The organism is Rhodococcus sp. NPDC019050, from assembly GCF_055664235.1.
The window spans coordinates 131,986-158,852 of record NZ_JBVOON010000007.1 but is presented as its reverse complement, the minus strand read 5'-3'; the positions used below and the strand labels follow the sequence as shown (position 1 = coordinate 158,852).

The 26,867-nt window shown below is 65.7% G+C and carries 25 protein-coding genes and 1 pseudogene; 12 read left to right on the top strand and 14 right to left on the bottom strand.

The features are described 5' to 3' along the window. Nucleotides 1–30: 30 nt before the first annotated feature. The 3 genes and pseudogenes from AC0B44_RS10605 to AC0B44_RS10595 all read right to left on the bottom strand — a co-directional run bounded on the left by AC0B44_RS10605 (nt 31) and on the right by AC0B44_RS10595 (nt 3,053). Nucleotides 31–986, bottom strand: a pseudogene (locus AC0B44_RS10605) (LLM class F420-dependent oxidoreductase). Between the two features lie 46 nt (nt 987–1,032). Further along, a complete protein-coding gene (locus AC0B44_RS10600; RefSeq protein WP_169621987.1) occupies nt 1,033–1,434 on the bottom strand; it encodes a cobalamin B12-binding domain-containing protein in 402 nt (133 codons plus the stop codon). After that, the gene (locus tag AC0B44_RS10595) at nt 1,434–3,053 is read right to left on the bottom strand and encodes a methylmalonyl-CoA mutase family protein (protein ID WP_471902845.1); all 1,620 of its coding nucleotides are present in this window, start codon (nt 3,051–3,053) and stop codon (nt 1,434–1,436) included. Before AC0B44_RS10595 ends, AC0B44_RS10600 begins: the two co-directional genes overlap by 1 nt. 43 nt (nt 3,054–3,096) lie before the next feature. Here AC0B44_RS10595 and AC0B44_RS10590 point away from each other — a divergent pair, with 43 nt between their 5' ends. Next, nucleotides 3,097–3,930 carry an SDR family oxidoreductase gene (locus AC0B44_RS10590; RefSeq protein WP_471902844.1) on the top strand — a complete coding sequence of 278 codons (834 nt, stop codon included), beginning with the start codon at nt 3,097–3,099 and terminating at the stop codon, nt 3,928–3,930. A gap of 16 nt (nt 3,931–3,946) precedes the next feature. On the opposite strand, the gene AC0B44_RS10585 is transcribed toward AC0B44_RS10590, so the two are convergent. The 3 genes from AC0B44_RS10585 to pgi all read right to left on the bottom strand — a co-directional run bounded on the left by AC0B44_RS10585 (nt 3,947) and on the right by pgi (nt 6,620). After that, a complete protein-coding gene (locus AC0B44_RS10585; RefSeq protein ID WP_471902843.1) occupies nt 3,947–4,582 on the bottom strand; it encodes a trimeric intracellular cation channel family protein in 636 nt (211 codons plus the stop codon). A gap of 79 nt (nt 4,583–4,661) precedes the next feature. After that, nucleotides 4,662–4,961 (bottom strand): WhiB family transcriptional regulator, encoded by a 300-nt coding sequence (locus tag AC0B44_RS10580; RefSeq protein WP_471902842.1) that lies wholly within the window; start codon nt 4,959–4,961, stop codon nt 4,662–4,664. Between the two features lie 3 nt (nt 4,962–4,964). Further along, the gene (pgi, locus tag AC0B44_RS10575; RefSeq protein ID WP_471902841.1) at nt 4,965–6,620 is read right to left on the bottom strand and encodes a glucose-6-phosphate isomerase; all 1,656 of its coding nucleotides are present in this window, start codon (nt 6,618–6,620) and stop codon (nt 4,965–4,967) included. A gap of 406 nt (nt 6,621–7,026) precedes the next feature. On the opposite strand from pgi, the gene AC0B44_RS10570 reads away from it, so the two are divergent. Then, nucleotides 7,027–7,797, top strand: coding sequence for a DeoR/GlpR family DNA-binding transcription regulator (locus tag AC0B44_RS10570; RefSeq protein WP_471902840.1), 771 nt, complete (start codon nt 7,027–7,029; stop codon nt 7,795–7,797). A gap of 105 nt (nt 7,798–7,902) precedes the next feature. Here AC0B44_RS10570 and AC0B44_RS10565 read toward each other — a convergent pair whose 3' ends face one another. The 7 genes from AC0B44_RS10565 to AC0B44_RS10535 form a co-directional block, all read right to left on the bottom strand. Then, nucleotides 7,903–8,847 carry a L,D-transpeptidase gene (locus AC0B44_RS10565; RefSeq protein WP_471902839.1) on the bottom strand — a complete coding sequence of 315 codons (945 nt, stop codon included), beginning with the start codon at nt 8,845–8,847 and terminating at the stop codon, nt 7,903–7,905. Nucleotides 8,848–9,021: 174 nt separating this feature from the next. Continuing rightward, on the bottom strand, nt 9,022–10,701 hold the full coding sequence (locus AC0B44_RS10560; protein WP_471902838.1) for an FAD-dependent oxidoreductase: 1,680 nt from the start codon (nt 10,699–10,701) through the stop codon (nt 9,022–9,024). Nucleotides 10,702–10,829: 128 nt separating this feature from the next. Continuing rightward, entirely contained in the window at nt 10,830–11,054 is a 225-nt protein-coding gene (locus AC0B44_RS10555) for a dodecin (protein ID WP_471902837.1), read from the bottom strand. A gap of 114 nt (nt 11,055–11,168) precedes the next feature. Further along, nucleotides 11,169–12,380: a serine hydrolase domain-containing protein gene (locus AC0B44_RS10550; RefSeq protein WP_471902836.1), complete on the bottom strand. Its 1,212-nt coding sequence runs from the start codon at nt 12,378–12,380 to the stop codon at nt 11,169–11,171. A gap of 214 nt (nt 12,381–12,594) precedes the next feature. After that, a complete protein-coding gene (locus AC0B44_RS10545) occupies nt 12,595–13,125 on the bottom strand; it encodes a DUF6764 family protein (protein WP_471902835.1) in 531 nt (176 codons plus the stop codon). 135 nt (nt 13,126–13,260) lie between these two features. Next, nucleotides 13,261–14,316 (bottom strand): DNA polymerase domain-containing protein, encoded by a 1,056-nt coding sequence (locus tag AC0B44_RS10540; protein ID WP_471902834.1) that lies wholly within the window; start codon nt 14,314–14,316, stop codon nt 13,261–13,263. A gap of 2 nt (nt 14,317–14,318) precedes the next feature. Continuing rightward, complete coding sequence (locus AC0B44_RS10535) at nt 14,319–15,383, bottom strand: ATP-dependent DNA ligase (protein ID WP_471902833.1); 1,065 nt, start codon at nt 15,381–15,383, stop codon at nt 14,319–14,321. A gap of 100 nt (nt 15,384–15,483) precedes the next feature. On the opposite strand from AC0B44_RS10535, the gene lppU reads away from it, so the two are divergent. Beyond that, nucleotides 15,484–16,089: an LppU family putative lipoprotein gene (lppU, locus tag AC0B44_RS10530; protein ID WP_471902832.1), complete on the top strand. Its 606-nt coding sequence runs from the start codon at nt 15,484–15,486 to the stop codon at nt 16,087–16,089. Between the two features lie 43 nt (nt 16,090–16,132). Here lppU and AC0B44_RS10525 read toward each other — a convergent pair whose 3' ends face one another. Further along, on the bottom strand, nt 16,133–16,999 hold the full coding sequence (locus AC0B44_RS10525) for a DUF5995 family protein (RefSeq protein ID WP_471902831.1): 867 nt from the start codon (nt 16,997–16,999) through the stop codon (nt 16,133–16,135). A gap of 330 nt (nt 17,000–17,329) precedes the next feature. Between AC0B44_RS10525 and AC0B44_RS10520 the strand changes: the two genes are divergently transcribed. The 9 genes from AC0B44_RS10520 (at nt 17,330) to AC0B44_RS10480 (ending at nt 26,857) form a co-directional block, all read left to right on the top strand. Then, on the top strand, nt 17,330–18,130 hold the full coding sequence (locus tag AC0B44_RS10520) for an exonuclease domain-containing protein (RefSeq protein ID WP_471902830.1): 801 nt from the start codon (nt 17,330–17,332) through the stop codon (nt 18,128–18,130). Between the two features lie 92 nt (nt 18,131–18,222). Beyond that, nucleotides 18,223–18,987 (top strand): TetR family transcriptional regulator, encoded by a 765-nt coding sequence (locus AC0B44_RS10515; protein WP_471902829.1) that lies wholly within the window; start codon nt 18,223–18,225, stop codon nt 18,985–18,987. A 122-nt stretch (nt 18,988–19,109) separates the two neighbouring features. Beyond that, complete coding sequence (locus AC0B44_RS10510) at nt 19,110–20,267, top strand: acyl-CoA dehydrogenase (RefSeq protein ID WP_425903508.1); 1,158 nt, start codon at nt 19,110–19,112, stop codon at nt 20,265–20,267. 62 nt (nt 20,268–20,329) lie between these two features. After that, on the top strand, nt 20,330–21,178 hold the full coding sequence (locus AC0B44_RS10505; protein WP_169622910.1) for a 3-hydroxybutyryl-CoA dehydrogenase: 849 nt from the start codon (nt 20,330–20,332) through the stop codon (nt 21,176–21,178). A 105-nt stretch (nt 21,179–21,283) separates the two neighbouring features. After that, the gene (locus tag AC0B44_RS10500; RefSeq protein ID WP_346765249.1) at nt 21,284–21,583 is read left to right on the top strand and encodes a hypothetical protein; all 300 of its coding nucleotides are present in this window, start codon (nt 21,284–21,286) and stop codon (nt 21,581–21,583) included. Continuing rightward, complete coding sequence (locus AC0B44_RS10495; protein ID WP_169653314.1) at nt 21,580–22,575, top strand: WXG100 family type VII secretion target; 996 nt, start codon at nt 21,580–21,582, stop codon at nt 22,573–22,575. Before AC0B44_RS10500 ends, AC0B44_RS10495 begins: the two co-directional genes overlap by 4 nt. Before the next feature lie 157 nt (nt 22,576–22,732). After that, nucleotides 22,733–23,542: a hypothetical protein gene (locus AC0B44_RS10490; RefSeq protein ID WP_471902828.1), complete on the top strand. Its 810-nt coding sequence runs from the start codon at nt 22,733–22,735 to the stop codon at nt 23,540–23,542. Continuing rightward, the gene (locus AC0B44_RS10485) at nt 23,539–24,081 is read left to right on the top strand and encodes an LpqN/LpqT family lipoprotein (protein ID WP_471902827.1); all 543 of its coding nucleotides are present in this window, start codon (nt 23,539–23,541) and stop codon (nt 24,079–24,081) included. Before AC0B44_RS10490 ends, AC0B44_RS10485 begins: the two co-directional genes overlap by 4 nt. 268 nt (nt 24,082–24,349) lie before the next feature. Continuing rightward, nucleotides 24,350–26,857, top strand: coding sequence for an ATP-dependent Clp protease ATP-binding subunit (locus AC0B44_RS10480; RefSeq protein ID WP_471902826.1), 2,508 nt, complete (start codon nt 24,350–24,352; stop codon nt 26,855–26,857). Nucleotides 26,858–26,867 lie beyond the last annotated feature (10 nt).

Here is a 26,867-nt window from a genome sequence, read left to right as displayed (position 1 = left end):
CCAGGGGACCCGCATTCGGATCTTCCTGGGTCACCGCAGTTCCTTGGCGAGCTCGGCAACCACCTCGCGGGTGCGGTACTTCGATGCGACCAGTTCGTCGCGGGTGTTGCCGATCGGCAGCAGACGCATCGACAGGTCGGTGACGCCGGCGTCGCGGTAGCGGCGGAACCCGGCGAGAATCGCCTCTTCGTCACCCACGATCGCCATAGAGCCGATGTCCTTCGCCTCGCCCTGCTCGAGCAGACGCTGGTAGTTCGGCGAGATCTCCGCTTCCGCGAGGATGCGGTTGGCGCGCTCGCGGGCGATGTCCACCTCGTCGGGCGCGCACAGGCACACCGGCACACCCGCGACGACCCGCGGTTCGGGTCGTCCGGCTCCGCGGCGGCCTTGGTGATGCGCGGGACGACGTGCTCGCCGATCGCGCGCTCGTCGGCCATCCACAGAATCGTGCCGTCGGTGTGTTCGCCCGCGATCCGGAGCATCACCGGTCCGAGCGCGGCGACCAGGATCGGCATGGGTGCCACCGGAGCGATATCGAGCGGGTTGTGCACCGTGAACGTGTCGTTCTCCACGTCCACCGAGCCCGGTCCGTGCTGCGCCGCGTTGAGCACTTCGAGGTAATCGCGGGTGTACTTGGCCGGCTTGTCGTAGGAGAGTCCCAGCATGTCTTCCACGATCCAGTGGTGCGACGGACCGACACCCAGCGCGAGCCGCCCGTTCAGAGCGGCGTGCGTCGACAGCGATTGCCGGGCCAGTGCGATCGGATGTTGCGCCTGGAGCGGCACGACCGCCGTGCCGATCTCGATGCGGCTGGTCCTCGTGCCCATCAACGCAACCGCAGTGAGGGCGTCGAAATCTGTGGGGATCTGCGGAACCCACACCGTGTCGAATCCTGCGGCTTCCGCCCATTCGACGTCTTTCAGCATGCGGTCGACCTTGCGGGCGGTATCACCCTGCTCCGGGCCGACCATCACTCCGATACGCACGATTCCTCCAACTTCCCGAACTCGATTGTGTGGGTGCCGCGCGTCGTCACAGCGGCGCAGCCGTGCCCGTCAGTTTCCGGACCTCGTCGACCAGGACATCCAGCGGAGTACTGGTGGGACACACGGCCGCTGCGCCCGCGGCGAGAAGCTTGGGCACATCGCTCTGCGGAATCGTGCCGCCGACGATCACGGCGATATCGCCCGCGTCGGCCGCACGGAGTTGCTCGACGACCTTCGTGGTGAGCGCGACGTGGGCGCCCGAAAGGATGCTGAGGCCGACCACCGCGACGTCTTCCTGCACCGCGATGGAGACGATGTCCTCGACCTTCTGGCGGATGCCCGTGTAGATCACTTCGAATCCGGCGTCGCGGAGAGCACGGGCGACGATCTTGGCGCCGCGATCGTGCCCGTCGAGACCGGGCTTGGCAACGAGGATGCGGGCGCTCATCAGAACACCACCGGCTGCTGGAACTCGCCCCAGACGTTCTTGAGCGCGGACACCATCTCTCCGACGGTGCAATACGCGTTGGCGCAGTCGATCAGGCGGTGCATCAGATTCTCGGTTCCTTCCGCGGCGCGGGACAATTCGGCGAGGGTGGTGCGTACGGCCTCGGCGTCGCGTTCCGCCTTCACTTTCGCGAGGCGTTCGAGTTGCATCTCGCGCCCGAGGGCATCGAGTTCGTACGTCGAGATCTCCGGTGCGGGTTCGTCGGAAACGAACTTGTTGACGCCGACCACGGGACGCTCACCGCCCTCGATCTCCTTGTGGGTCTTGTACGCCTCGTCCGCGATCAGTCCCTGCAGGTAACCATCCTCGATGGCACGAACCATTCCGCCGTGTGCTTCCAGGTCGGCCATGATCTCGATGATGCGTTCTTCGGTTGCGTCGGTGAGGGCTTCGACGAAGTACGAACCGCCCAGCGGGTCGGCCACGCGTGTCACGCCGGTCTCGTACGCGAGGATCTGCTGGGTACGCAGAGCCAGGGTCGCCGATTCCTCACTGGGCAGAGCGAAGGGCTCGTCCCACGCCGCGGTGAACATCGACTGCACACCGCCGAGAACAGAGGCCATGGATTCGTAAGCGACCCGCACCAGGTTGTTCTGGGCCTGCGGCGCGTAGAGCGACGCGCCCCCGGCCACGCAGCCGAAACGGAACATCGACGCCTTGTCGGTGGTCGCGCCGTAACGTTCGCGGACGATCGTCGCCCAGCGCCGGCGTCCGGCGCGGTACTTGGCGATCTCCTCGAAGAAGTCACCGTGGGTGTAGAAGAAGAACGAGATCTGCGGGGCGAACTGCTCGATGGTCATCCGGCCGCGCTCGAGGACGGTGTCGCAGTAGGTCACGCCGTCCGCGAGGGTGAATGCCATCTCCTGCACCGCGTTGGCGCCCGCGTCGCGGAAGTGCGCGCCGGCGACCGAGATCGCGTTGAAGCGCGGAACCTCGGCAGCGCAGAACTCGATGGTGTCGGCGATGAGCCGCAGCGACGGTTCCGGTGGCCAGATCCACGTTCCCCGCGATGCGTATTCCTTGAGGATGTCGTTCTGGATGGTGCCGGTGAGCTTCTCCCTCGGCACGCCCTTGCGCTCGGCGGCGGCAACGTAGAAGGCCAGCAGGATGGCCGCCGTGCCGTTGATGGTGAAGCTCGTACTGATCTTGTCGAGCGGGATGTCCTCGAACAGGATCTCGGCGTCGGCCAGCGTGTCGACGGCGACGCCGACGCGGCCCACTTCCTCACCGACCTCCGGGTCGTCGGAGTCGTAACCGCACTGGGTGGGGAGGTCGAGTGCCACCGACAACCCCGTGCCGCCCTGCTCGAGGAGATAGCGGTACCGCCTGTTGGATTCCTCCGCGGTACCGAATCCGGAGTACTGGCGGAACGTCCACAACCGGCCCCGATAACCGGTGGCGAAATTGCCTCGGGTGAAGGGGAACTGGCCCGGCGCAGGCGGCTCGGCACCCCGGTCGTCCGGCCCGTAGACCGGCTCGAGCGGGATACCCGACGAGGTTTCGGTGAAGTCGTTCACGCTGGATACATTACTTGCAGAAAAAGAGAATGCCAATATCATCACTGAGAACGGAACCGTTTCACTGATACGACCTGGGAGAACGATGTCGAGCCACGACGCCCTCACCGACCGCACCATGGTCATCTCCGGCGCCAGCCGCGGGATCGGCCTCGCTATCGCCACCGCAGCGGCCCGGCAGGGTGCGAACGTGGTCCTGCTCGCCAAGACCGCCGAGCCTCATCCCCGGTTGAAGGGCACGGTCCACACCGCTGTCGCCGAGATCGAGGCGGCCGGCGGTAAAGCCGTCGCCGTCGTCGGCGATGTGCGCAAGGAAAGCGACGTCCAGCGAGCCGTCGATGCCGCGGTGGAGCGCTTCGGCGGCATCGACTTCTGCGTCAACAACGCGAGCGCGATCGCCACGGATCCGACGGAACACCTGTCGGCAAAGAAGTACGACCTCATGCAGGAGATCAACTGCCGCGGGACCTTCCTGCTCACGAAGGCGGCGCTGCCACACCTCCGGAACTCACCCAACGCGCACGTCCTGACCATCTCCCCGCCCCTGAACATGAATCCCTACTGGCTCGGCGCACACCCGGCCTACACCCTGTCCAAGTACGGAATGTCCTTGCTGACATTGGGGTTCGCAGCCGAATTCGCCGAGGCCGGTATCGCCGCCAACTGCCTGTGGCCCGAGACGTTCAACGCGACGTCGGCGGCGGCGCACATGCCGGACGGTGACACGCTCCTGTCGTCCTCGCGCAGCCCGGAAATCATGGCCGACGCCGCGGTGGAGATCCTGTCGCGGCCGGCGAAGGACACCACGGGCCGGTGCTTCATCGACGCGGATGTCCTCGTCGAAGCAGGCAAGACCGATCTGTCCGCCTACAGTGGCGGCGAAAACCCCCAGTGGGACCTCTTCCTCGACAAGGACTGACGCCACCGCGCCGTACTCACTTGCCGTGACGACGGGCCGGTGGGTACGGCGCGTGCAGGTCGAATCGCACGCCGATCATCCGGATCACGAAGCACACTGCCGCCGCACCCAACGCGACGAGTGTTCCTTGATATCCGAAACTGTATGTGGCGGAGTATAATCCGGCTCCTATCAGCGCCGGAATCGCGTAGAGTTCACTCCGCAGGACGGTCGGTACGCGACCGATCATGACATCCCGGATGGTTCCCCCGCCTACCGCGGTGACGGCCCCGACGATGACCGCTTGGACGACACCGAAACCCAGTTCCAGCGCCTTGTAGGCGCCCAGCACCGCGAACACGCTCAATCCGATCGCGTCGAACACGGTGATCGTGCCGTTCAGGCGATCGAGCCGGTTGCCGAGCACGAAGGCGACGAGACCGCCTGCCGCCGCGGCCGCCAGGTAGCGCCAGTCGAGGAAGGTCGCCGGTGGCAGAGCGCCGAGGAGCACGTCGCGGACCGTCCCCCCGCCCAGACCGGTGAACATGCCGAGCGTGACGATGCCGACGATGTCGAGTCGCTCGGCCCGTACCGCGGTCAGCGCTCCGTTGAGTGCGAAGGCAAATACCCCGGCAAGGTCGAGGACCAGCCACAGCGAATTATCGGTCGGCATGGCACGAGGTATACCCGACATCGCCGCCGTAGTCTCGGCTTTGTGAGTGCCGGCGCCGCGACGAGGGTGGGCGGGCGCCCTAGGAGAGCGGTCTACGCCGCTCTGCCCGGCGCATCCGGGTGCGTTCGTCTTCCGAAAGCCCACCCCAGATGCCGTGCCGCTCACCCGAGTCCAGGGCGTATTCGAGGCATTGCGTGCGGACGACGCATTGTCCGCACACCCGTTTCGCAGCGGCCAGGCGGTTCTCCCGCGCTTCTCCTCGTTCGTTGTCGGGATGGAAGAACAGCGAACCGTCCACGTCGCGGCATCCGGCGTGCATCTGCCACTCCCAGGACTCCGCGACGGGTGGGGGGAGTTTGAGTAGCTTCAGGGCCGGCACCGCTCACGCCTCCTTCGCCATGCGCCGGTACGTGCGGATCAAACTATCCGTCGACCCATCACCCGAACCCGGATCCCCCACACCCCCCAACACCGGCGCCAACACCGACGCCTGCTCCTTCCCCAACTCCACACCCCACTGATCGAACGAATCGATCCCCCACACCACACCCTCCACGAACACCTCATGCTCGTACAACGCAATCAACTGCCCCAACGTCGACGGCGACAACACCGGCGCCAACACCGTCGTCGACGGACGACCCCCCGGCATCACCTTGTGCGCCACCAACCCCTCCGGCACCCCCTCCGCCCGAATCTCCCCCGCCGACTTCCCGAACGCCAACACCTTCGCCTGCGCAAACATGTTCGCCATCAACACCTCATGCATCGACCCCGACCCATCGACCACCGGCAGATCATCGGTCGACCGCGCAAACCCGATGAAATCCGCCGGCACCAAATGCGTCCCCTGATGCAACAACTGGAAAAACGCATGCTGCCCGTTCGTCCCCGGCTCACCCCAGAAAATCTCCCCCGTCGCACACCCCACCGGCGACCCGTCCACCCGCACCGACTTCCCGTTCGACTCCATCGCCAACTGCTGCAGATACGCCGGAAACCGCACCAAATCATTCGCATACGGCAACACCACCCGCGACTGCGCCCCCACCACCGACGTGTACCACACCCCCAACAGTCCCAGCAGCACCGGAACATTGCGCTCGAGCGGCGCCGACCGGAAATGCTCATCGATCACCGCGAACCCCGCCAGCAACTCCGCAAACCGTTCCCGCCCGATCGCGCACATCACCGACAACCCGATCGCCGAATCCACCGAATACCGGCCCCCCACCCACTCCCAGAACCCGAACATGTTCACCGGATCGATCCCGAACGCCGCCACCCGCTCCGCATGCGTCGAAACCGCCACGAAATGCGACGCCACCGCATCCTCACCCAACGCCGCGACCACCCACCGCCGCGCCGCCGTGGCATTACACAACGTCTCGAGCGTCGAAAACGTCTTCGACGCCACCACGAACAACGTCGACGCCGGATCCAGCCCCGTCAACACCCCCGTCAGATCCGCCGGATCCACATTCGACACGAACCGCACCGCCGGTCCGTCGTGATAATGCCGCAGTGCCCGGGTCACCATCACCGGCCCCAGATCCGACCCGCCGATCCCGATGTTGACCACCGTGGTGATCTTCTGCCCGGTCGCACCCCGCCACCGGCCGTCGCGCACCCGGTCGGTGAACTCGCCCATCGCATCGAGCACCTCGTGCACATCGGCGACGACATCCTGGCCGTCGACGACCAACTGTGCCGACCGCGGCAGCCGCAACGCGGTGTGCAGCACCGCCCGGTCCTCGGTGACGTTGACGTGCTCCCCGGCGAACATCGCATCGCGGGCGCGTTCGACGCCGGCGGTGCGGGCGACATCGAGCAGCAACTCCAGCGTGCGGGCGGTGATCCGGTGTTTGCTGTAGTCCACGACCAGGTCCCCGGCGACCGCGGTCATCGCTTCGGCGCGTCCGGGATCAGCCGCGAACAACTCCCGCATGTGCACCGACTCGATGTCGGAACGATGCTCGACGAGCGCGCGCCATTGCGGGGTTTCGGTCACTGCCGGTGTCGACGAAGTTTCGCTCATCTGTTCGTTCCCCTCTCAGGCCAGTCCGCGCGGACGCGGCGCCGAATCCCGCTCGAACAACTCCGGACACCACCGCTGATCACGACCCGGGGCATGAAACACCGAATGATTCGAGTCCGCTCCACACAGCATGTCCGTTCGCCTCCATATTGACGTTTCACCTCGCCAGGGATGGGGGCATCGTGAATCCGGCACCCGGAGCCTCGGCCGCTCTGGCGATTCTCACTATGATCACGCAAATTCGCGCATATACTGCACGAAATAATGCACATTTCACGGTGTTTGTGTCAATATCTGTGCGTCAAATCCGTGGGTGGCTGCGCTATCGTCGAGGCATCGCACCGCGCGAACCCGCCTGCGGATATCTCGAAAGCGCTGGATTCAGCAGAACCCCGGAGGAGTATTCGTGTCCGCGAGTGCACGGCGACGTGAGATCTTCCACCGATTGCTCGCCGACGGTTACGTCGATGCGAAAACGCTCGCGGGCGACCTCGGCGTCGACACGTCCACGATCCGGCGAGACCTCGATGCACTCGCCCGCGAAGGAAAGATCGAACGCACCCACGGTGGCGCGCGCCCCGTCGAAGGGGCAGGTCCCGAGGTGCCCTACGCCGCCAAGAAGGATGTGAGACGAGCCGAGAAGGCGGCAATCGCCGCTCTCGCGGCCGGAATGGTCTCCGACGGCGACAGTGTCGTCCTCGACAGCGGATCGACCACTTACGAAGTCGCCGTGGCACTTCGCCACCACTCGTCGCTGACGATAATCACAAACGACCTGCGGATCGCCAAATACGTGGCGAGCTTTCCCGAAGTGCGGCTACTCGTCACCGGTGGCGAACTGCTCGGGTCGGTCTTCACCCTCGTAGGCGATCACGCCGTCCGGTTCATGTCGTCGTACTCGGCGGACTGGACGTTCCTCGGTGCCGACGCGATCGATCCGATCGCGGGCATCACGAACACCAACACCCTCGAAGTTCCGATCAAGCGGGCTCTGATCGAGGCTGCGGCGCGCACCGTGCTCGTCGCCGATCATTCCAAGTTCGGTCATCGGGCGCTCGCGAAAGTCGCTGCGGTGGAAGACATCGACACGCTGATCTCCGATACCGGATTGAGCGTCGAGAAGCGCGGCGCCTACGGTCCGGCACTCGTCGTCGCCGACCCGCTACCGTCCGCCTGACGGTTCATACCCCTCTTCGACGCGAAAGCCCGACGCCCCCTTCCGATCCGGGCGACAGTGCCGGAGAAAGGGGGCGTCGAGCGAAGGCGGGTGGAGCGGCCTAACTCAGAGATTCCAGTCGCCGAGGCCGTCCCAGCCGTTGAGGGTTCCACCGGCGGTGTTCTGCACGATCACCGGATCGCCCTTCTTGGAGTTCTCGTAGAACCATTTGCCGTCCTCGGTGCTCACATTGAGGCAGCCGTGGCTGACATTGGTGTTGCCCTGCGCGTCCACCGACCAGGGCGCCGCGTGCAGGAAGATGCCGCTGTTGGACATGCGAGTCGCGTACTCGACGTACGTGCGGTAACCCTCCGGGCTGTCCACCGGCACTCCGTAGGTCGACGAATCCATGTACATCTCGCGGAACTTGTCCCCGACGATGTAGGTGCCGTTGGGAGTGTCGTGGCCGGGCTTGCCGAACGAGGTCGGCATCGTTCTGACCACCTCACCGTTGCGGGTGACGGTGATCGTCTTGGTGTTGTTGTCGGCCACCGTGACCAGCGCATCCCCGATGGTGAACGACGACTGGGAGTCACCGGCCTTGACCGTGACGGAGGTGTTCGCCGGCCAGAACTCGAACGGCTTCCAGCGCACCTGGGTGTCGGACGCCCAGTAGAAGTGGCCGTCGACCGCGGGTGAGGAGGTGATGCGGATGGCGCGTTCGGCGGCGGCGCGGTCGCCGACGGCTTCGTTGAAGCGAATGATGATCGGCTGCGCGACCCCGACCGTCTCACCGTTCGACGGGTTCACCGACGGCGCGGAGAACGGTGCGGGCTGCTCGGGCAGCAACTGCGGCGGCAACTGGGGCGCCCCCGGACCCTGCGGAAGGACGTTCCTGATGACATCCTCGACGCTCGGCACCTCCGGGCCACCCGGCCAGAGCGGCACCGCGGCGGCGGGGCCTGCCGCGGTGAGGGCGACTGCGGCTGCGCCGGCGAATGCCACCGCTATACGTGCGGACCGACGTCCAGCACGGCGGCGACGGTTCGACAAGACATGCTTTTCGACCATTCCACAACCCATCATCGGACGGTGTGTCACGACGCCGAAATGCCCGCCGTAACACTTTCGTTATTACCCATTAGACACACGTGCGTCGGAACCGGGCAATTCGAGCGATTGCCCGGCTCGCGTTATTGCAGGTCAGAGCGGTACTGCAGGTCAATCGGTACAGCGGCGTTCTACCTAGGAACCGATGCGCGACGCGGCGAGCATTTCTTCCACCGAGACGAACTTGAGCCGTGATCGTCCTGCAGCCGAACCACGAGACTTCTCCTGCTTGTCGATCTGCTGCCATCCGCGGTAGTCGACGTACTCGGGTCGCCGCTCGGCGACGAGAGTCGCGAGCTTCTCGCGATCGGCGACGGGTTCCGGCAGCTTTCCTGCGATGAAGTCGTCGAGAATCTGCTCGACCGTCTCGTTGGAGCACTGCTTGTTGGTGCCGATGACACCGCTCGGTCCGCGCTTGATCCAACCCGCGGTGTAGACACCGGGCACGGGCTCGTCGGTCTCGGGGTCCACAACGCGGCCGAGGCGGTTCGGCAACACTCCGCGGCGCTCGTCGAACGGAAGGCCCTGCACCGCGGTGCCCTTGTACCCGATCGAACGCAGCACCAGGCCGGCGGGAAGCGTTTCGGTCTCGCCTGTGGGACGGGCTTCGAGACGCCCGTCGACCTCGACGAGTTCGTTGCGTTCGAGGGTGATCGAGGTGACGGCGTCGTCACCGGTGATCTCGACGGGCGACGCGAGGTAGCGCAGGACGATCCGCTTGTTCCCGGGTGTCGGGCTCTTCTGTGCGAATTCGCCGACCTGCCGGACCTTGAGCGCGATGCGGGGCTCGACCTCGGGGTCGTCGACGAGTGCGCGGCTGACGGGGTCGAGTTCGAGTTCGGCGGGGTCGACCATGACGTCGACGCCCTCGAGGTCACCGAGGGCGAGCAGTTCCGGGTTGGTGTAGGCAGCCTGGGCGGGTCCACGCCGCCCGACGACCACCACTTCCTGGATTGCGGAGTTGCGCAACGCTTCGACGGCGTGTTCGGCCATATCCGTGCGAGCGAACTCGTCGGGGTTCATCACCAGCGCGCGGGCCACGTCGAGTGCGACGTTGCCGTTGCCGATGATGACTGCGCGTTCGCCCGACAGGTCGAAAGTGCGGTCGGCGTAGTCGGGGTGGCCGTTGTACCAGGCCACGAACTCGGTGGCAGCGAACGAGCCGGGCAGGTCTTCGCCGGGGACGTTGAGGCGGCGGTCACCGGACGCACCGACCGCGTAGAGCACGGCGTGGTGATGCGCGAGGAGTTCGCCGTGGGTGATGTGCGTACCCACCTCGACGTTGAAGTAGCACTGGGTGTTCTTGTGGCCGATCGCGCTGCGGAAGACGTTCGTGACACCTTTGGTGCTCTGGTGGTCCGGCGCGACGCCGGCCCGTACCAGGCCGAAGGGCGTGGGCAGCCGGTCGAAGATGTCGACCTGCACGGCCGAGTGGGAGGTGAGCTCCTGGGCGGCGTAGCACGCCGCAGGTCCGGATCCGACGATCGCGACCCGCAGCGTGCCGAGGTCGGCGGGGATCTTCCGGCGGGTCCGCAACTCCGGCCAGTCCGGTCCGATCGGGTAGCGCCGGTAGTACTCGGCGTTGATCTCGAGGTACGGCTCCTGGGCGGGAGTGAGCTCGTTGTCGGCGGCGATCGCATCGACGGGGCATTCGTCGACGCACGCACCGCAGTCGATGCACGTGTCCGGGTCGATGTAGAGCATTTCCGTCGTAGCGAACGGCGCTTCATCGGGTGTGGGGTGGATGCAGTTGACCGGGCAGACTTCGACACACGAGACGTCGTTGCAACATGCCTGGGTGATCACATAAGCCACAGTGGATACCTGCCTGAAAGTGCCGGTGGGGTACGACGATCGAGCCCCAGACTATAACACGTTGCAACTCTGGTCGAGAACGCCGTTTTCGTCACTCTAGCAGGGCATTTCAGTGCCTGAGAATAACCTTACCGGGCCAACTCGTCCCCCGACTCTATCCTGAATCCGATCTTGAGCGTGACTTGGGTATGAGCGACCTTCCCGTCGTCGATGTGACCCCGCACATTGACCATTTCGAACCATTCCAGATGCCGAGTCTTCTCCGCGGCCCGCGCCACCGCCTTGGCGATCGCGTCGTCCACTCCGGAGGTCGACGAGCCGACCACCTCGATCACTCGATACACGTGGTTCATTCGCGCTCCTCGGGCCCGACCACCGAACACGGATTCGTGTCCTGGTTCGGATACTCCCGCGCGCAGTCGGGTCCTCGTGCCCGATTCAGCAAAAATGCAGTTACGGCAGAGGTCTCACGCCTCGCGGGCCAGATCCCGCGCGAGGGCACCCAGCCGTGCGAGTCGCAGGTCGCCGAGCGGCATCGCACCGGTACCGAGACGGTTGGTGACGAACGCCAGCGACATCCCCGAATCCAGGTCGGCGAACGCACCGGAACCACCCACCCCGTAGTGACCGAACGCGCCGCGCGGCCGCTCCCGGCTGGCGAAGATCGGCTGGTGGTAGCCGAGACGCCATGCCATCGGCACTCCCAGCACGTAGTCGCGGCTTCGTACCCGCACCTCGTCCATCGCCGCGATCGTCGACGGATCCAGGAACTTCACACCGTCGATCGTGCCGCCGGCCGCGATCGCGCCGTACATGCGCGCGAGCGAGCGTGCGGTGAACACACCGTTCCAGCCGGGCATCACCGAATCGTGCACGGCCGGATCGCGAACGAGTTCGTCGAACCCGGCAGGCATGGCCGCCTCGACCAGCCCGCGCGTCGGCGCGACCCGCGACAGCACCGACGCACTGACACCCCAGTCGAGCCCCACCGGGTTGATCCGCGGGAACAACCGAGCGATGCGACCACGCTCGTCGTGCGGGACGCGGTACCAGAAGTCGGAACTTCCGAGGGGCTGCGCGATCTCGCGCTCGACGACCTCGGTGAACGGCAGTCCCGTCACCCGCTGGACGATCTCCGCGACGAGCCAGCCGTAGGTGACCGCGTGGTAGCCCGAACCCGCGAGCCTGCGGCGGTCGGGAGCGGCCGCCGCGAGGGCAGCGACCGTCGCCTCGTAATCGAGAATGCCCCGCTTGCCCGGGACCAGCCCACGAACGCGATGCAGGCCGGACCGATGTGTCATGACGTCGGCGACCGTGAGGGATTCCTTGCCACCGGCTGCGAATTCGGGCCAGTACTGCGCGACCGGCGCGAAGTAGTCGATCAGTCCGCGCTCGGCCAGGCGATGTACGACGGTCGACGCAACACCCTTGCCTGTCGAGAACGACAGCGCCATCGTGTCCTGCGACCAACGGCGCGTCCGGTCTGCCCAGCCCGCCCAGATGTCGAGCACCTTCTCACCGTGCAGGTATGCGGTGAGCGCGCCGCCGCCGTGGTGCGGTTGCCGGTAGAGCGCGAAAAACTTGTCCGCCAAGGGGAGAAAGCTCGGATGGACGTGCATTTCGGTTCGTGCGGGTACGCCGTCATAGCCCTCCGCAGTCAGCACCGCTCCGGCCGTCATCGACACTCACCCTCGGACATGTGACGAAGGTTACGTGCGGACAGCACCGAACGGAAGGGGTTGCGTACAGGCTGTCTGTATTCCCAACCTCCTCGTCATCCGGTGCTGCCGGACTCCGCAACAGATGCAGCGACCGACCCGTGAGATCACAAAGACGGTGAGATCACAAAGACGGTGGGGTCACAAAGACGGTGGGGTCACAAAGGCGGTGGGGTCACAGTGGCGGTGGAGTGACGAAGCGGAACTCCCCGGCGAGAACGCAACCCGATCCGGTCGTGAGGTTGACTGCTGCGGCGAGACTTCCTTCGCACAGCACGGGATCACCGGCGTCACCGACGAAGGCTTGAGAACCCGGGCCGGAGAAAACCAACGCGATGCCGGGTTCGTCGAGCATTCCGAGCGCGAGGGAGTCGGCTCCGAACCCGACTGCCAGGAGTTGCCCCGCGCGGCTCTCGCCGGCACCGACTCCACCGGCGAAACCGGCGGCCCCGACTGTCGCACCGGTGCCCGCATCGGCGAATCCCACGCCGGACGCGCCCAGGCTCCACGCTCCGCCCGTGCCGTCCGTCGTCGACCCGCACGCCTCGAGACCGTCGACCCGGGTCACCTCGGCGGGAGCACCCGGCGGCGCCGCACACGTGGTGGCGGCGGACGCGGAGCCAGGAACGATCAGACCCGCCCCCACGAGGGCGGCGCCGATCACACCGACACCGAACAGCCGACCGGACATCCACGCACGAGACACTGAGACGATCCTCCTTGCACTCCGACGAACTTGCTCCCGGACAGTCTATGGACGCCACGGAAAGTGTGTGCGCCCACGAGATAACGACCGGGGACCAATTCGACGACGGTGAATCCGCCTCGCGCGCCCGCGATCTCAGCCCGGAGTTTTGCGGTCCGTGTCCCGTGACGGCTGAACCCGCTTCGGCTCTCCGGGCATCTTCGGATGAGTCGGCGGATACGGCAGATCACCGAGACCGTCTGCGGCGTCCCGATCCGCCATCTCCAGCAACACGTCCAGCGAGTGAGCGTGGTCGTCGAGCGCGGACATCGGATCGCCGCGACGCGCGAGCAGTTCGGGCACCGTCGCAATCGTGAAATCGTCGGGCTCGGCGTCGGCGAGTTCGTCCCACGTCAAGGGCGTGGACACGGTCGCGATCGGCGTGCGGCGCACCGAATAGGCCGAGGCGATCGTCTTGTCGCGTGCGTTCTGGTTGTAGTCGAGGAACAGGAGGTCGCCGCGTTCCTCCTTCCACCACGAGGTGGTCGCACGGCCGTCGCTGCGACGCTCGATCTCACGCAGGAGCGCGATACCGGCGCGACGCACGCCGACGAAATCCCACTCCGGCACGATGCGCAGGTAGATGTGCAGCCCGCGGCCCCCGGAGGTCTTCGGGAAGCCGGTCAGCCCCAACTCGTCGAACAGGGGGCGCACCACCTCGAGTGCGACGGCCCGTGCCTCGGCGAAACCCGTCCCGTCGGGCGGATCGAGGTCGATGCGGAGTTCGTCCGGCCGGTCCACGTCACCGCAGCGCACCGCCCACGGATGGAAGGTGACCGTGCCGAGGTTCGCCGCCCACACCACGTCGGCGGCGCTGCGCACCCGCAGCGCGTCCGCGGTACGGCCCGAGGGGAAGGTGATCTCGCAGGTCTCGACGTGGTCGGGGCGCTTCACGGGCGCCCGCTTCTGATAGATCTCCTCGCCGCCGATACCGTCGGGAAACCGCTGGAGATGAGTGGGGCGGTCCCGGAGCGCACCGAGGAGAGGGGCGCCGAGTTCGGTGGTAACCGTGCGGTAGTACTCCACCAGGTGCCGTTTCGTGCCGCCGGACGGGCCGAGTTCCGGGAAGTACACCTTGTCCGGATTCGACAGCCGCACGGGGACTCCGTCGACGTCGAGTTCCTCCGCGGGCGAGCGTTGGGCAGCAGCCACGTTCAGTCCTCCGTCCGGTCCAGCACGTCGGCCAGGTCGTATCTCACGGGCACGTCCAGCTGATCGTAGGTGCAGCTCTCCGGATCCCGGTCCGGTCGCCACCGCTGGAAGCGAGCGGCGTGGCGAAAGCGCATTCCCGCTCCGGCGGTGCCTTCCATCTGGTCGTAGGCCACCTCGAGCACGCGTTCCGGCCGCAATGGCACCCACGTGCGATCCGTGCCGGACCGCCAGCGAGTCGCTTCCCCCTCGGCGACGACATCCTCACCGACGCGCAGTGGTTCCAGTTCTGCGAGCAACTCTTTCCGCCGCGCGGTGGTGAAAGCGGAAGCGCCACCGACCATCGCGAGTTCGCCGTCGTGGTACAGACCGAGAAGAAGGGAACCGACGCCGTCGACACTCTTGTGTTTGCGGTATCCGATGAGAACGCAGTCCGCCGTCCGAGCGTGCTTGAGCTTGATCATCTCCCGCTTGTCGGGCCGGTAGATGCCGTCGAGCCGCTTGGCGACCACGCCGTCGAGCCCGGCACCCTCGAATTCCTCGAACCAGCGCTCGGCTGTCCCGGCGTCGGTGGTGGACGCCGTCACGTGGCAGCTGGGTCCGTCCCCGAGTTCGGTGCGCAGGCGTGCGCGACGATCGGCGAAGGGAGTCTTCATCAGGTTTTCGTCGTCGAGGGCGAGCAGGTCGAAACCGATGAACTGGGCGGGTGTCTGCTCTGCGAGCAGCTTCACACGGCTCGCCGCGGGGTGGATGCGCTCGGACAGAGCCTGCCAGTCCAGTCGGGCGAGTCCGTCGCGCTCGCGCGGAACGACGATTTCGCCGTCGACGACGCACCGGGTGGGCAGTTCCGACCGAACCGCGGCGACGAGTTCCGGAAAGTACCGCGCCAGATCCTTGCCGCCGCGCGACGAGAACACCACGTCCTCACCGTCACGAAAGACGATCGCCCGGAAGCCGTCCCACTTGGGCTCGTACGACCACACGGGCGCGCCGTCGCCGGGTTGGGTGGGGACCGCGGTGGCAGCCTTCGCCAGCATCGGGGCCAGGGGTGGAACCACTGGGAGGTCCATGCGCACATGTTCGCACTCCCCGGTGCTCTCCGCGCTCGGGATCGCGGGAATCCACGACCTGAACGAAACGCCGGAACCCGACATTCCGTACCCTCCACACATGATCATTCTCCGGCGGGCGGGCTTCGCCTTCCTGACAGTGGTAGCGATGGCTTCCCTCGCCGGTTGCGCCACCGTGACCGAGGGCCGTGCGATGCCCGACTCCGAGGCCCTCGCCGGTGCGATCACCGGTCCGGGCCCGACAACTACGCGTTCGTCCATCCCGGGCACGACCGCCGCGAGCACTCCCGCGGACGTCGATCTCGAAGTCGACGTCGAACCCGGTGATTGTGTCGCGCTCGGCGGAACAGTGGACCGAGCCACGATCGACAACGCGGACTGCGGAAGCCGTACCTCGAACTACAAAGTCGTCGATGTCGTGGAGTTTGGTGACGAGTGCGCCGAGGACATCGACCAGACGTACTACGAGTCGTTCGCCGGGGTCGAGGTCGGTGCTCTGTGCCTCGACGTCGACTGGGCGGTCGGCGGTTGCATGGACCTCGGTGGGGAAGATCCCCAGCGCATCGATTGCTCCGCGACGGCGATCGAGGGTGTGAAGGTCACCGAGATCCTCACCGGAACGTCCGACGTGAACGAGTGTTCGTTCTCCGATTCCGGATACGAATACTGGGAACGCAACTTCGTGGTGTGCAGCGATTTGTTCTGACAGGTTTCAGCGCACCGCCGGGCCGGTCACATCGAAGAACGGATCAGAAGATCCCGATCGCGTCGGCGGTGTCGAGGACGACCTCGGAGGCACTCCACTCGGTCCACATCGCGGCCGTTCCGGCGGGCTCGGTGGCGGGGTTCATCAGCGCACGGCTACTGGTCCATGCGACTGCGCGCACGGTCTGGAAGAAGATTCCGGCCGCACGGTCCTCGCCGATGGCGTCGCCGACGATCGACACCGAGAAGAGTTCGGTCAGATCGGTTCCGTAGTCGGCCTCGACCTCGCGGATGATGGCGGGCGTGGCCGTACCGAGCACCTCGCCGTACTTGTTGAAGTCGTCCCACCGCTCGACGGGCGTCTCCACCGCAGCGAGAGCGGCCGGCAGGTCGAGCAGCAGGTGGGCGCTCATGCCGCTGGTGGCGACGCGTCCGCCGGAGTGCAGGCAGTCGGTGGCCGAGCGGTAGTAGCGGTCCCACTCGGCGGGGACACGGCTGCCGGTGGCGTGGGCGTGCACACCGTCGAGGTAGCGGTCGACGAAGTCGAATGCGAGCCGCCCGGCCCACGCAGAGTCCTCGTAGTCGCCGCGCTCGATGGACGGCACGGTGGTGTCGAGGATCTCCTTGTAGACCACGGCGAATGCGCCGCGCGGGTCACCGGCGTCACCCCACAGTTCGGCGATCTCGGTGACGCTGTCGCGGGCGTCCTGCAAATCCCGGTTGTTCTCGGGTGCGGAGACCTCGGCGATCCGCTGCAGCACCTCGGAGCTCACACTCGGCGCGCAGGACTGCGAGGGGGCGGGGGCGGCTTGGGCCGCAGGTGCCGACGCGAGGCCGATGACGACGGCGGAGACAAGAGCTGTTGGTACGGAGATTTTCAGGGGGCTGAATTTCATACCGGTGAGCTTCATCCGGTGTACTTTATGACCCTTTCGAGGTAACGGGCAAGTAACGAACGGGAATGATCTCTACAAAACCGGTGACGCGTCCGGCGTTGAGGACCTGCCATCCTTCACGCCGAATGCATCCGGCGCCCGAGTTGCCCCGCGGATTACGCAGAGTCTCTTCCACTCCAGCGCGCGCGTTCGACGCCGCGACCTCGACACCACTGCTTTCGATGGACTCCGCGACGCGATCCGTCGTCGTCCTGCCCCTTCGCTCCACCGGTCGTGTCGGTGCCCGCGGCAACAATGCGGGCTGTAGGCAAAGTAGTGACCGAACACATGAACGCGAGGACCCGGATGACGCATTGGCCCGACAGACCCATCTGCGCATTCGACCTCGAGACCACCGACCGCGATCCCCGCACCGCACGCATCGTTGCCGCGTGCGTGGCTACTTTCGACGGGGATCGGATCGAGTCGCGTTCGTGGCTGCTCGACCCGGGGATCCCGATTCCGCACGAAACCACTGCTGTCCACGGCATCACCACCGAACGCGCCCGCGCCGAGGGCATGGACTACCTCGCCGGGTATCGCGAGATCCGGCAGGCGGTGTGCGACGCCTGGGAGCGCGGCCACATCGTGGTTGCGTTCAACGCGAGTTACGACCTGACGATCCTCGACGCCGAAGGCCGTCGACTCGGGCTGCCGGAACTCGACATCGGCACGGTGGTCGACCCGTACGTCATCGATCGGGAGATGGACCGCACGCGCAGCGGCAGGCGCACGCTCCAGGCGGTGTGCGAGGTGTACGGCGTCGAACTCGAGAATCCACACGAAGCGGAGGCCGACGCCCTCGCCGCCGGTCACCTGACGAAGGCGCTCATCGGCCGGTTCCCGGAATTGGCCGACCGCGACATCATGGCCGACCAGGCCGCCTGGCACGCGGAGCGGCAACGCAGCTTCGCAGAATATCTCCGTGGTCTCGGCCGCGAGGTCACCGATGTGGACGACGGGTGGCCGGTGCGCCGGCCCGAGGCGATCGGGACAGGTGTTCTCGAGCGCCCGGCGCCCGCGCGGGCGCCATGGCATCGGCGCGTTCTCCAGCGCCTGCGCGGCTTCTTCGGCCGCACGTCGCCGGACACGCACGCGACAAGGTGACGTCGCCGAACGTCACGATTCGGCGATTTGTCACCTGGTCGGCCCGAGGTAGTGTGCTCCCTCGACGGGCCGGCACTGGATACTCGACTGTCATGACGTCAGGCACCGGCACCCCGCGCCGCACCGAACCGGCCGGCCCCGACCCGGCTCAGTTCCGGGTGCATGTCGTGACCCAGGCAATCCGCCTGTTCTCCGAGTTCGGATACGAGTCGACCACGGTCGAGCAGATCGCGGCGGCGGCCGGAGTGTCGCGCAGAACCTTCTTCCGGCAGTTCCGGTCGAAGGAGGACGTGATCTTCGCCGACCACGAGTCGCTGCTCGAGCAGGTCGCCGAGTATCTGTCGGGCGACTTCGGCGATCCGTGGCTCGCCGCCTGCGATGCCGCCGAACTCGTGTTCGGACACTTCCGCGACCGGCGGGAACTCGCGGTCTGGCGATACCGCGTCGTGCAACGGGTGCCGGCGCTGCGCGAACGCGAACTCGTGACGACGTATCGCTACGAGCGGTTGTTCACCGACTTTCTGCGGGCCGCGGTGCCGTCGGCCGAGCCCGTGCAGATCGTGAGTTTCGCGGCCGCGATGACGGCGACTCACAACTACCTGCTCAGGGCCATGATCCGCGGAGACGACACCGCGACCGCCGAGCGACTGCACCGCGCCCTCTACGACGTGCGGCGGACCTTCGGGGTGGTCCCCTCGGCCTCCGGCTCGGGGGCGGCCGCAGATGCGGACCCGGCGCAGCGGGCGGTGACGGTGGTGACCTTTCCTGTGGGATCCTCCCCGGCCGAGGTGGCCGAGCAGGTGCGTCGCCAGCTGGAAGAAAACCCGCCGTCCGTGACGAACCTCCCCCACCATTGACTTGGCACTCAGTGCCGGGGGTAAAATAGAGCGATTACGTGACGTCGCACACCTTTGAGACCGAGAAGGTAGTGCAGATCCGACCCAAAAATGGCACCGCGTGCCGTTAGGAGCTTGCCACCGTGGCCCTCAATCCCGACTTCGATCTCTTCAAGCTCGGAGACGAGCACGACGAACTGCGCGCCGCGATCCGCGCCCTCGCCGAGAAGGAAATCGCGCCGCACGCGAAGGACGTGGACGAGAACTCCCGCTTCCCGCAGGAAGCACTCGACGCGCTCAACCGCTCGGGCTTCAACGCGATCCATGTCCCGGAGCAGTTCGAAGGTCAGGGCGCCGACTCCGTCGCGGCCTGCATCGTCATCGAAGAGGTCGCCCGCGTCTGCGGTTCGTCCTCGTTGATCCCGGCCGTCAACAAGCTCGGCACGATGGGCCTGATCCTCCGCGGGTCCGACGAGCTCAAGGCGAAGGTGCTCCCCGACATCGTCAACGGCGCGATGGCGTCGTATGCCCTCTCCGAGCGTGAGGCCGGATCCGACGCCGCGTCGATGCGCACCCGCGCGAAGGCCGACGGCGACGACTGGATCCTCAACGGCTCGAAGTGCTGGATCACCAACGGCGGCAAGTCCACCTGGTACACGGTGATGGCCGTGACCGATCCCGACAAGGGTGCCAACGGCATCTCCTCGTTCATGGTCCACAAGGACGACGAAGGCTTCGTCGTCGGGCCGAAGGAGAAGAAGCTCGGCATCAAGGGCTCCCCCACCGCCGAGCTGTACTTCGAGAACTGCCGCATCCCCGGCGACCGCATCATCGGCGAGCCCGGCACCGGCTTCAAGACCGCCCTTGCCACGCTCGACCACACCCGCCCCACCATCGGCGCACAGGCCGTCGGCCTGGCGCAGGGCGCACTCGACGCCGCGATTGAATACACCAAGGACCGCAAGCAGTTCGGTACCTCGATCTCCAACTTCCAGTCGGTGCAGTTCATGCTCGCCGACATGGCGATGAAGGTCGAGGCCGCGCGCCTCATGGTGTACACCTCCGCGGCCCGCGCCGAGCGCGGCGAGCCGAACCTCGGCTTCATCTCGGCGGCAGCGAAGTGCTTCGCCTCGGACGTCGCGATGGAGGTCACCACCGACGCAGTCCAGCTGTTCGGCGGTGCCGGTTACACCACCGACTTCCCCGTCGAGCGCATGATGCGCGACGCCAAGATCACCCAGATCTACGAGGGCACCAACCAGATCCAGCGCGTCGTCATGTCGCGCGCGCTGCTCCGCTGAGCAGTCCGCGTAGTTTGACACCGCTGAACCATCACACCGATCAGGAGTAACTCGTAGTGACAGTGGAAAAGGTAGGCGTGATCGGCGGCGGCACCATGGGTGCCGGTATCGCCGAAGTCTGCGCGAAGGCCGGAAGCGACGTCCTCGTCCGGGAGACCACCGAGGAATTTGCTGCGGCTGCCCGTGAGCGCCTCGCGAAGTCGGTCGGACGCGGCGTCAAGTCGGGGAAGATCACGCAGGACGACGCGGACGCGGTGCTCGCACGGATCCGGGTCACCACCGACATCGAGGAGTTCGCGGATCGCGACCTCGTGGTCGAGGCGGCGCCGGAGATCGAGGCCCTCAAGGTCGAAATCTTCGCCGAATTGGACCGGATCGTGAAGCCGGAAGGCATCCTCGCCACCAACACGTCGTCCATCCCCGTCATCAAGGTGGCGCAGGCGACGAAGCGGCCCGGCAAGGTCGTGGGCGTGCACTTCTTCAACCCGGTGCCCGTGATGCCGCTGGTGGAGATCATCTCCGCACTCACCACCGATGCCGACACCGCCGACACCGTGTTCGATTACGCGCAGAACACGCTCGGCAAGACCGCCGTGCGTGCGGGCGACCGCGCCGGCTTCATCGTCAACGCGCTGCTCATCCCGTACCTGTGCTCGGCGGTGCGCATGCTCGAATCGGGCTATGCCACAAAGGAAGACATCGACGCCGCGATGAAGGGTGGCTGCGGATACCCGATGGGCCCGCTCACCCTCATCGACACCGTGGGCCTCGATATCACCCTCAACGCCGCGCAGTCGCTCTACGAAGAGTTCGCCGAGCCGCATTACGCTCCCCCGGCACTGCTGCGTCGCATGGTCGACGCCGGCCGTCTCGGCCGCAAGACCGGCGAAGGCTTCTACAGCTACAAGTAGGCAGCCACAGCCTTCGAAGGCGCCCCTACGGTCCGTTCCGTGGGGGCGCCTTCTGCTATCGTCCCCAGCCGGACATATCGGGGGATAGTGTCTCGGGGGGCAGTCGTGACTTTGCATGTCGATCCGGAAGCACTGCGTGCTTTCGCTGCCTTCTTGGCGGACACCGCCGACGCAATGGGCGATTGGGACGTCGGCGAGCCGTACTCCACTTCGGAATCGGCGCTCCCGGGAACGGACTTCGCCCGCGTCTGCGCCCGAGCGGCCGACGTCACCGACCAGGCTTTGATCAATATGTGCGGACGGCTCCGCGAGGTCGTCGATGTAACCAACGGCGCGGAGAACGACTACGTCGTCGCCGAGGCAGATTTCGTCGGTGCACTATCCGCCGTGGACCGGCCGGAATGAATCTCACTGTCTCCGCCGTCCAATCCTGGAATCCCGATGCGCTACGTATCACCGCCGACCGAATCGACCGAATCGTCGACCGACTCGACGACCGTATGAAGGGGCTCCTCAGCGAACAGGACGTACTCGCTGAGCGGTGGACCGGCGACGCCGCGCGCTCGGCCGCCGAACGAATAGTCCGGGAACGCTCACTGGGCAGCGCCATCGCCGGCGCTCTTCTCGAGGTCGGCGGGGCCTACCGCACCGGAGCAAGCATCGTCGAAGGTGCCCGCATGCATTTGCTCGCTACCCTCAGCAGCGCCGAACAATCCGGCTTCACAGTCCACGATGACGGCACTGTCGATCCGTCCGAGCAGATAGCACTGATCGCAATACTCGTGCCCGACTCGACAGCAGCCGCCGGCACTCGATCACAAGTCGAACGCTGCGCAGCCGACCTGACCCGCACCATCTCCGACGCGATCCACCAGGCATCGCGAGCCGCAGCCGAAACCACCGACCGCATCGATGCCGCGGTCAATGCCCTCGAGGTCGCCAGGGATGCCGCGATGCCGGGAAAGGTGGTGCAGCAGGAAAATGGGGAATTCTCCTGGACACCGGACTGGGCAGCAACGACTGCAGCGTCCACAATCGGCTCGATGGCCGACGGGACGAAAGTGGGGCTTGGAGCAGCAGCCGCAACGTCCGGGGACGACCTCGCCCGCGGGGTAGCGCGAGGTCTCGGTCCTGCCGGCGTGGTACTCGGTGTCATACCCGCGATCGTCAACGACATCGAAGGCGGAATGGATCCGACGAGGGCGGTGGTGACGGAAGGATCCGGCGCCGCAGCAGGCTACCTCGCGAGCGCCTGGGCGTTCGGACAAGCGGGAGCTGTACTGGGAACGGGTGTGGCACCCGGAGTCGGAACGGCAGTCGGACTCTCCGCAGGAATCGTGGCCGGTGCCTTCGGCTCGTACCTCGTATCCAAATCGGCACAGTGGCTGTGGAAGTGACCTGACATGAAAGAAGTGTTTGTTGAACCCGAATGAGAATCGAAATCCAGGTGAACCGGGTAGCGCACCCGAACCGGCACCACTTCGAGCACCATGGCCACAACCGCTTCGGATCACATCGCTCGTTCTCTCCCTCGCGATGCTTATTGCGGCATGCGTGAGTCTCGTCTTCGCACATGATGTTTTCCGAACCGGTGATGCTCGGGTCGCTCTCGGTGGAGCCGGCGGCTCGGTCGCCCTGTTCACCATCGCCATATCCTCGTTTCGGAGCGCCGGGTTTCGCAATCTTCGACAATCCCGCAAGCTCGGACTTCATCACGATCCCACCCACGGTGCGGGTATCAGCATCCTGACAGGAAGAACCGCTGTATTCACTACCGTCGTGGCCATGTTGGGCTTGACCGCATACGGCGGTACAGCAGCGTTCGCCTGGCATATCGGGCTCGGCGAAACCCTTTTGCCGTTCGGGCGAGACAATCGCGAAGGCGCTCTCTTCGTGTCGTTATGTGCAGCCGTCCTGGGCACAATTGCGGTCCTGATCGCGTGCGTCCGCTTCGACACGACCCTGTACATCTATCGAGGGGGTGTGCGGCGACACGTCTGCCGGCGAATCTTCTTGAAAAAGCAGGTCCTCGATACCTTCGTCCCTTGGGGAAGCATCACCCGCATCGGAGCGGGGGATCTCGGAGTCCGGGGCGGAACGACGGCCCACCCGGTGATCGATCTCCATACGGCCGAGCCTCTTCCGTCCGACTCCAGGACACGACACGATTCCGAACATCGACTTGCGGTTATGGCCCACCAACTCGTCGTGGAGCCGAACACCCTTTTCGCTCTCCTGAAAAAATTGGCAGAAGATCCGGCTTGTCGTGAACGTCTCGTGGAATCCGACGCAATCGACCTCTTGTGTCCTCCCCCGTTGCGGGAACGATTCCGTGCGGCGCGCGCAAAGAAGGCAATTCGATGATCGATCGTCGGGTTCCGACAACACTTCCGGAGTACCTCGACTCCCACGAGGTCGAGATCATCCCGTGCAGGCGGGACGAATCACGGCATCCGTTGGTAGAGATCCCCGTACCGCAGGGTTGGGTTTCGGTACCCACCGAAGTCTTCCCCCACGCCCACACGGTCCTCATCGCTCCCGAGCACACCGAGAACAGGTGGGCGCCCAATGCGGTACTTCTCCACGGCAGGCTGTCGAAGTCGCGGTCGACGGACGAGTTGCTGGAGGTCGCGGGCAACGAAGCGGTCAGCCTGCCCGAGTGGTACGAAACCTACTACAGCACTGTCAACTTCGGAATATTTCGCTCCACGTTGATTCGAGGCTACTACCGAGCCGGTGATATCCGGTTCGGAGCAGCGACGCGCTTCGTCGTGGTCGACCACGAGTACGATCGCTTCCTGACGCAACTGACGGTGACTACGCGCGCCGATGCTCCTCCATCTCTGACCGAGAGCGCGGAGACCATCCACGCGGGTCTCGAGATCGGTCCGATTCCGGAATAGTCGACGGCCATAGCCGATGAGGGACCGTAGCGCGTCCGCGTCGTCGGCACCGGACGTTCAGCGCACGCGGGCGGACGACCACATAACGCCTGCTACCCCTCCGGAGGAACTCGCGCAACCCGCCGCGGGGGACACCGGGAGCGGTATACGATCAATGTCGGCAGCCGACACCGAATCACCGAGCGAGGCCGTCGCCGGAGGCGACCGGTACGAAATGCTTTGGGTGAGTGCCGGATAGCGTTACATCCTCTCCGTCTCGGAGGAGACTATGACCGACAGCTGGATTTCGCGTGATCCGTTCGAAGACATCTTCGACCGATTCTTCGGCCCCGGTGGAATGCGCCAACCACCGGTCCAGCGCGTCGATCTGAGCCGACTGCTCAACGACGACGCCAAGAGACTTGTCGCGGATGCCCGAAATGCCGCAACAGAATGGGGTAATTCGGAACTGACTCCCGAACATCTGCTGTATGCCGCCACCCTCAACGACCCGACCCGCGGCGTGATCAGCAGCCTGGGGCTCGATCCCGACGCCGTAGCCGAGCAGATGCGTTCGCTCGCGGGCAAGAGTGAGAGTGAGGGCGAAGGCGAGCCGCCGGTGCTGAGTCCGGCGGCGAAGCGCGTATTCCGTGTCGCCCAGCAGCAGGCAGGACAATCGGGCACAAGCTACATCGGGCCCGAACACATCCTGTACGGGATCGCGGAGAACAGCGAGAACGCTGCCGCACATGCGCTCGCCGGCGCGAAACTCGACACCGGTGGCCGTCGCGACGCCTCATCCAGCACGACGCCCACGCTCGACCAGTACGGGCGGGACCTCACCGCGGAAGCGCGCGCCGGAAATGTGGACCCGGTGGTGGGCCGCGCCGACGAGATCGCGCAGACAGTGGAGATCCTCTCCCGTCGCAGGAAGAACAATCCCGTGCTCATCGGGGATCCCGGCGTGGGTAAAACCGCGATCGTCGAGGGCCTGGCCCAGCGCATCGTCAACGGAGATGTGCCCTCCACACTCGCCGACCGGCGAGTCGTCGCGCTCGACGTGGGGTCGCTGGTCGCGGGCAGTAAATACCGCGGCGAATTCGAAGAACGACTGACGAAGATTCTCGACGAGGTGCGCGACCACTCCGACGAATTGGTGCTGTTCATCGACGAGTTGCACACCATCGTCGGCGCAGGCAGCGGCGGTGAGGGATCGATGGACGCCGGGAACCTGCTCAAGCCCGCCCTCGCGCGCGGGGAACTGCACGCGGTGGGCGCGACCACGATCGACGAGTACCGCCGGTACATCGAGAAGGATGCTGCGCTCGAACGCAGGTTCCAGCCGGTCATGGTGGTCGAACCGTCGGTCGACGACACCATCGAAATCCTGCGCGGACTCGCCGACGTCTACGAGGAGCACCACCAGGTCCACTACACCGATGAGGCGCTGATCGCCGCGGCCGAACTGTCCGACCGGTACATCACCGACCGGTTCATGCCGGACAAGGCCATCGACCTGATCGACCAGGCCGGCGCGCGAGTCCGCTTGCGTACGAAGACTCCCGACGCGGACACCCGTTCCCACGAGGAGGAACTGGCACGCCTCGAACGCGAGAAGGACTCCGCCGTCGCTGCCGAAGACTATGCGAAGGCGGGGGAACTGAAGAAGGCGATCACCGCGCTGGAAGAGCGCACCGGAGTCGGAGAAACCGAGTCCACCCCGCAGGTCGAAGTGCTCGACATCGCCGAGGTGATCTCCCGGCAGACCGGTATTCCCGTGTCCGAGTTGACGGCGGAGGAACGGCAGCGGCTCCTGGACCTCGAGGACGTGCTCCACGCGCGGGTGATCGGCCAGGAGCAAGCGGTCACCGCAGTTGCCGAAGGTGTTCGCCGGGCACGTGCCGGACTCGCCGACCCGAATCGGCCGATCGGGTCGTTCCTGTTCCTCGGGCCCACCGGTGTCGGCAAGACAGAACTGGCAAAAGCACTGGCAGAAGCGGTGTTCGGTGACGAAGACCGGATGATCCGGTTCGACATGAGCGAGTTCCAGGAGAAGCACACCGTGTCGCGTCTGGTGGGCGCTCCCCCCGGTTACGTCGGGTACGAAGAAGCCGGGCAGTTGACCGACAAGGTTCGGCGTCAGCCGTACTCGGTGATCCTGTTCGACGAGATCGAAAAGGCGCACCCGGACGTGTTCAATGTGCTGCTGCAACTGCTCGACGACGGGCGCGTCACCGACGCCCAGGGCCGCACGGTGGATTTCAAGAACACCATCGTCATTCTCACCAGCAATATCGGGTCGGACATGATCCTGTCCCACGCGAGTGACGACATCGAGTCCCTCACCCCGCAGTTGATGGAACGTCTGCACGCGCATTTCCGGCCCGAGTTCCTCAACCGGATCGACGAGACCGTGGTGTTCCACCGTCTTGCGAAGGAACAATTGCACCAGATCATCGGTTTGCTGCTCGGCGGAACCAAGCGGTTGCTGCGAGCGCAGGACGTCGAGTTCGAGATCACCGACAGCGCGGTGGACTGGCTCGTCGACACCGGATTCGCGCCGGAGTTCGGAGCGCGTCCGTTGCGCCGGACGATTCAGAAGGAACTCGACAACAAGCTATCGAACCTGCTGCTCGCGGGCACGCTGTCCGGTGGCGACACCGTGCGCGTGGATGCCGGGACGGACGGTCTCGTCATCGAGACGGTCGGCGGAAACGGCGAGGTGACGGAGGAAAGCAGTGCGACTGCGGACGGCGACGGAAAGGACGCTGCGTCCGACGAGTCAGAGAAAGGCTGAGCCGCGTCAG

Excerpts from the sequence above, each read along its gene's own strand:
- AC0B44_RS10600 (WP_169621987.1), bottom strand. The coding sequence starts at position 1,434 with ATGAGCGCCCGCATCCTCGTTGCCAAGCCCGGTCTCGACGGGCACGAT.
- AC0B44_RS10595 (WP_471902845.1), bottom strand. The coding sequence starts at position 3,053 with ATGATATTGGCATTCTCTTTTTCTGCAAGTAATGTATCCAGCGTGAAC.
- AC0B44_RS10590 (WP_471902844.1), top strand. The coding sequence starts at position 3,097 with ATGTCGAGCCACGACGCCCTCACCGACCGCACCATGGTCATCTCCGGC.
- AC0B44_RS10585 (WP_471902843.1), bottom strand. The coding sequence starts at position 4,582 with ATGCCGACCGATAATTCGCTGTGGCTGGTCCTCGACCTTGCCGGGGTA.
- pgi (WP_471902841.1), bottom strand. The coding sequence starts at position 6,620 with ATGAGCGAAACTTCGTCGACACCGGCAGTGACCGAAACCCCGCAATGG.
- AC0B44_RS10565 (WP_471902839.1), bottom strand. The coding sequence starts at position 8,847 with ATGGTCGAAAAGCATGTCTTGTCGAACCGTCGCCGCCGTGCTGGACGT.
- AC0B44_RS10555 (WP_471902837.1), bottom strand. The coding sequence starts at position 11,054 with ATGAACCACGTGTATCGAGTGATCGAGGTGGTCGGCTCGTCGACCTCC.
- AC0B44_RS10550 (WP_471902836.1), bottom strand. The coding sequence starts at position 12,380 with ATGACGGCCGGAGCGGTGCTGACTGCGGAGGGCTATGACGGCGTACCC.
- AC0B44_RS10535 (WP_471902833.1), bottom strand. The coding sequence starts at position 15,383 with ATGGACCTCCCAGTGGTTCCACCCCTGGCCCCGATGCTGGCGAAGGCT.
- lppU (WP_471902832.1), top strand. The coding sequence starts at position 15,484 with ATGATCATTCTCCGGCGGGCGGGCTTCGCCTTCCTGACAGTGGTAGCG.
- AC0B44_RS10525 (WP_471902831.1), bottom strand. The coding sequence starts at position 16,999 with ATGAAGCTCACCGGTATGAAATTCAGCCCCCTGAAAATCTCCGTACCA.
- AC0B44_RS10520 (WP_471902830.1), top strand. The coding sequence starts at position 17,330 with ATGACGCATTGGCCCGACAGACCCATCTGCGCATTCGACCTCGAGACC.
- AC0B44_RS10515 (WP_471902829.1), top strand. The coding sequence starts at position 18,223 with ATGACGTCAGGCACCGGCACCCCGCGCCGCACCGAACCGGCCGGCCCC.
- AC0B44_RS10495 (WP_169653314.1), top strand. The coding sequence starts at position 21,580 with ATGAATCTCACTGTCTCCGCCGTCCAATCCTGGAATCCCGATGCGCTA.
- AC0B44_RS10485 (WP_471902827.1), top strand. The coding sequence starts at position 23,539 with ATGATCGATCGTCGGGTTCCGACAACACTTCCGGAGTACCTCGACTCC.
- AC0B44_RS10480 (WP_471902826.1), top strand. The coding sequence starts at position 24,350 with ATGACCGACAGCTGGATTTCGCGTGATCCGTTCGAAGACATCTTCGAC.